The 4,548-nt window shown below is 59.5% G+C and carries 6 protein-coding genes; 2 read left to right on the forward strand and 4 right to left on the reverse strand.

Features of this window, described 5'->3' with window-relative positions; all coding sequences use genetic code 11:
* Nucleotides 1-454 precede the first annotated feature (454 nt).
* Nucleotides 455-841, forward strand: a complete 387-nt coding sequence (locus NEI07_RS05405) for a PRC-barrel domain-containing protein (protein ID WP_256033218.1) — start codon at nt 455-457, stop codon at nt 839-841.
* A 146-nt stretch (nt 842-987) separates the two neighbouring features.
* Nucleotides 988-1,116, forward strand: coding sequence for a hypothetical protein (locus NEI07_RS05410; RefSeq protein WP_256033219.1), 129 nt, complete (start codon nt 988-990; stop codon nt 1,114-1,116).
* Nucleotides 1,117-1,784: 668 nt separating this feature from the next.
* On the opposite strand, the gene NEI07_RS05415 is transcribed toward NEI07_RS05410, so the two are convergent.
* The 4 genes from NEI07_RS05415 to NEI07_RS05430 all read right to left on the reverse strand — a co-directional run.
* Nucleotides 1,785-2,579 (reverse strand): hypothetical protein, encoded by a 795-nt coding sequence (locus tag NEI07_RS05415; protein ID WP_256033221.1) that lies wholly within the window; start codon nt 2,577-2,579, stop codon nt 1,785-1,787.
* A 210-nt stretch (nt 2,580-2,789) separates the two neighbouring features.
* The gene (locus NEI07_RS05420; RefSeq protein WP_256033222.1) at nt 2,790-3,290 is read right to left on the reverse strand and encodes a hypothetical protein; all 501 of its coding nucleotides are present in this window, start codon (nt 3,288-3,290) and stop codon (nt 2,790-2,792) included.
* Between the two features lie 167 nt (nt 3,291-3,457).
* Nucleotides 3,458-4,078, reverse strand: a complete 621-nt coding sequence (locus NEI07_RS05425; RefSeq protein WP_256033223.1) for a hypothetical protein — start codon at nt 4,076-4,078, stop codon at nt 3,458-3,460.
* An 89-nt stretch (nt 4,079-4,167) separates the two neighbouring features.
* A partial coding sequence (locus NEI07_RS05430; protein WP_256033224.1) for a hypothetical protein occupies nt 4,168-4,548 on the reverse strand: 381 nt, incomplete at its 5' end.

The following is a 4,548-nucleotide window of genomic DNA, read 5'->3' on the forward strand; positions in this document are numbered from 1 at the left end:
CCGCCGTCTAGCGCAAAACGGCCCGCCGTACATCCGGGCGGGCCGTCTCATGGCGACTATGCTTGGGGCTATCGCCGCTTGCAGCGAGTCTGAGCGCTCACAATTTCTGACGCAAGTCCTCCGGCAACAGCCGGTGGGGGCTCGTCAATCGGCTCCCTGGCCGCGAGGCCAAGGCCGTCGCGCAGACAATCGCGAGGACGCTGAAGGACGCGCCGCGCGACAGGTGACCCAACCGTGCCCTACGCCCCCGCGGCGACCTCGAACAGATCGGTGGACCAGCCTAGACAAGGGTGGCGGCCCAGGAACATTGCACGGGTGTTATGCGTTCTCGGTGCAAATGACGCCGCTAGCTTTTTGCCTTGATGCGAGACGTCCAACCCACTCCCAACAAGAGCTGAGCAGGGGACGTTGCTGGAAGGCGGCGGGTGGCGGCCAAACGCAAGGGAGAGTGCAAATGGCTACTGGTGCCGCAAATCCGAAAATCAACCTGATATCGAGCCAGCACATCGATGGCGCGGCCGTTTACGATAAGAGTGGCAAGGAAATCGGCAAGATCGACCATTTCATGATTGATATGGAATCGGGCCGCGTTCTTTACGCGGTCGTCGAATTTTGCGGCTTCATGTGCCTGCATCCCGGCCATCATCCATTGCCTTGGACATCGCTGAAATACGACAGGGACTGTCGTGGATACTTGGCGGATGTCACCCAAGACTTGGTCGAGAGCGCGCCAGACTACACCGACGAAAGCTGGATGGACCGCGAGTGGGAGACGCGTGTGCACCAGCATTATGCAGCTCAGCCTTATTGGCAGGAAAGTGGCGGGCCATCCGTCGCGTGAGGGAGATAGCGGCCAATAATTTCGGATTGTCCGGCCGCAAATGAAAAACGCCCCGCCGTTACATCCCCGGTCGGGGCGTTTTTTCAAGCGCTTGGCCGAGCGCTTGTCGTAGCGGACATCTTCTTGCTTTCCCGCCGGCTGGTCAAATGATTGAGCAGCATGATTTTGAGCAGAAAATCGTGGCCATGATCCTCTTCGGCGTCGAATTGATAGTCGCGTTGGAGGCAACCGACGACGTAATCAGCCTTCTGGAAGAACTGTGCGGCTCTCAGTGAAGCTGAGAGGGGTTTTCGATCGGGTGCTCATGGCTGGCCCCGCAAATAACGCTGCGCCGTCGGACCAGTCGCGAAGCGCTGACGGCCGTGTGTGAAAGTTTCCAGTCTGCCTTCGCGAACATCCCCGTACACCTTGCCGAGCGAGACGCCCGCGAGCGCGGCGATCTCGCGCAGATTGAAGCGGCCGAACGCGAATCTTTCTTCAAGCGTGAAGCGCGGTGACGCCTTTGTGACTGTCGTTGTATGTGGTTGCATGTTGCAGAGATAAGCGGCTCCGTCATGATGGCAAGCGCTGTGCCGCAGTGGAGCAATCGACGCTGATTACATATTGACGGACATTGACGCGCATTGACGCGCAACGACGCTTTTAGACACGCAACACGAAGCGCGAAATAAATTCTCGACGGCCGCAATCGACGTGAAGCCTGCAAGTTGGCTGGGGTGGAGCCACACGTCAGATGTCTCGGCGGCGAAGACCCCAGCGCTTTCGTTATTAGCGCGAATGTCTTTCGGCGGCACCTGAACAAAGGTCAGAAGGCGATCGGGATCGCGCTGATCTATCCAGAAGGCAAGCGTGGTCGATATGCGGGGAAGGGCGAAGATTCTAAAGTGGCAGATTCTGCCGGTTTAAGCGAGCGACGTCTCCGCGCAGCTCGTCAGATTCTCGCCTATTCGAAAGAGCTGGCGCTTTCCGTGCGCGACGGCGGGTCGGATTTTGACGATGCTCTGACACAGGCCGAAACGCTCATTCCGCACCGTCCAGGCGCTCGGACGCGCGGAACGGACTCCAGTGCCAGGGCGAAGGCTCGCGCCCTGGCTATCACTTCAGCGTCAGCATCGACGATCGTGAACCAGCGTTGACGCTGCACATAGGAGTGCGCTCCTGGGGCGCGTGGCACGGAAACGTTGGTCCGCAACGTGAAGATGTTCTCGACATCGGCTTCGGCCGTCAACTGCTCATGCAGTTGCCGCAGCAGAGCATCGTGCGTCATGCTTCGCCCCGGAAAGGTGATGAAGACGACTGCGCGTCCAGGTTTGCGCAGCGGCCGGATTTCGGAAAGAGTCGCGTGCTTCTCAGTCTCCACGCCTAAGCCGTTATCAGGATCAAGAAACACGATGTTTGCGCCGTCGAGCGTGCTCCGCTTACGCAATGCCCATGCGTTTCGCTCGATACGTGAGGGCATCGGGTCGCGATGAAATAGTGTGCCTTCCGGCCAAATCGCTGCCTGTTCGAGAGCGGCGATACTGCGTTCCGGCAGCGTGGCAAGCCCGGCATGGAGTTCTTCATCGAGCAGACGCCACGCCTCTTCTCCACGCCATTCCAAATGCCGTCCATCCGGGCGTCGGTCATCTCCCGGTGCATAGTACCACGCGATACCAAGCGTCCGATCCACGCCAGCAAGGGCTCGCAGGAAGGCGAACTTCAGGACGTCGCTGACATCGCCGGCATATTGATCGCGCATTGGATCGGTCCCAAGTTGTTGCCAGCAGCATAGCGGCCCGGTTGCGGGAGCGCAGCAAAGTCATGGGCCGCGCGCTCTGTCGTCGCCGCCGCCGCTTGTCTGCCTCAAACTCTTGGACGCTCGTTGGCAAGAAACCAGTCCATCAAGCCAGCTCGTCAACCGACATGACAGGGCTTCGCCGCCAGGATCGGGCGAGACGCGACTCGAAGTTCACGCCGCTTTCAGTTCCCAACTTGTTGCTTTGAGCAACTGTCCGACAAGCTCACCCAGCACGCGCTCGCGCATCGGCTCAAATACCGGCGCCATGTCGCCGTCGCTCTCGATCGATTTCGCCAGAGCGCGGTCCAGTGCCCCAATGCAGCCGCCCTCCGATTTGACCAGCTCGCGACGTTTGACGACGTCGGGCTCGGCCTCAAGCTCTTCGAGAAACGCCTCAACATCGGCGAGACGCGTTTCGATCTCACCCGCCATGGCCAGAGCCTCACGATCCGGCGCAGTGCCGCCGCCGGTTAAACGGCGTCTGTTTGCTTCGGCGCGCGCATCAAGCGCACGTCGCGCCGTTGATAGCCGCCAAGCGGGAAAGCGTTGACCGCGCAGATCGATCGTTCCGTCGGGCTTCACATCCCGCAAGGCCTTCGCAATGGTTGCATTCGCAACGCCCAGCTCAGTCGCCAAGCCGTTGAGTGCCCATAGCTTAGGTTGCATCGCCATGATTTCACGTCCTTTTCCGCCAAGTTAGTCCGCCGATAGCGATCGTAAATCGTTGATTAATAAGGGTGATTTTTGGACTTATAGCTAGAAAGATTTCGGGAGCAGCGCCGCCCGTGGGCAAAAAAAGCTACAAAGGACCCGAGCCAAGCTTGTTCCTGTTGGTCCTCTCATGTCGCCTCCGCCTGTTCCCGCGCCCAGCAAGCGACGCTTCGGCGCAGCGCCGGGCTGACTCGAAATTCATGGCGCAGTCTCTCAGCGGCGCGGCGAGCCCATCCCGAAGCGGCGGCGGCGCTCATAGCATCGATCGTCAATTCGATCGTCTCGCCGTGAATGCAACAGTCGACGCCGTAGTTTCCGACCAATTCGCGAAGATCGTCGAGCACGGCTTTGAGCGGCCGCTTCATACTTTCGGAACGCCATTTGCTCGGATCGGAGCCGCGCGGTCGGCCTCCGCGTGGTTTCTTTTTGAGCTGATTGCCGGCGCCATCGTCGAGAGCGGGCGCGTTGTCGTCTTGACGCTCTAAGACAAGGATCAGACGGCGGCTGATGCGATTGGGCCAACCGGAACGTTGGACGAGCACATAGAAGCTCGCCTTCATTCCGGAAGGCAAATCGGCGGGCGGTGTCGGATCAACGTCGCCGAATTCGCCGACGATCATTTTCCGCAGACGCGAGCGCGCGTCGGGTTGGCTGGCGAAATAGGTTTTGTCGGCGAGGACGGCGCGCCGCGATGCGTTGAAGGCGTCGGGCGAGAGATGGCGATGATCTTGATCGAAGGCTAGTGACACGATTCGGATTAGCCGCTTCGTTCGGATTCGAGCCCCGCGCAATAACTGCGCCGCAATGGCAAGCGCGTCAAGGCTCGCGTCGCGCATGTTCACCCCCGCCCTTGCGCGTCGGCGCATTCGAGACAACGCCACACGTCGCGCCCGTCCCGTCGCCAGGCGAAGGTCGCCAGTCGTCCACAAGCGCAATAGCGATCCGTCGAATGGTTGCGCGCCGCGTCCGCGTTGCGGCGATCGGCCTTACGTTGCAGGGCGGCGGGATCGAACGCAGTATGGGTTTTGGCAGTTTTGGCAGTTGTCGAGGGAGGTGTGTTTCGAAAATCGCTTTTCGGCGTACTTTTAGTTTCTCCACCAGTACTAATGGTTAAGTTATAGTTATTTATATAGGAAATATCAGGACTCTGATTCTCTAACGACGAAGCTGAAGATTTTTCAGGCGCGGAATCGAAATTTGAAACATGCCTATCCGAGTC

Origin of the sequence: Methylocystis suflitae (genome assembly GCF_024448135.1) — a bacterium.
In the GTDB taxonomy this organism is placed as follows: domain Bacteria; phylum Pseudomonadota; class Alphaproteobacteria; order Rhizobiales; family Beijerinckiaceae; genus Methylocystis; species Methylocystis suflitae.

Coding starts and splice junctions, on each gene's coding strand:
- NEI07_RS05405 (WP_256033218.1), top strand. CDS start 455: ATGGCTACTGGTGCCGCAAATCCGAAAATCAACCTGATATCGAGCCAG.
- NEI07_RS05410 (WP_256033219.1), top strand. CDS start 988: ATGATTGAGCAGCATGATTTTGAGCAGAAAATCGTGGCCATGATCCTC.
- NEI07_RS05415 (WP_256033221.1), bottom strand. CDS start 2,579: ATGCGCGATCAATATGCCGGCGATGTCAGCGACGTCCTGAAGTTCGCC.
- NEI07_RS05420 (WP_256033222.1), bottom strand. CDS start 3,290: ATGGCGATGCAACCTAAGCTATGGGCACTCAACGGCTTGGCGACTGAG.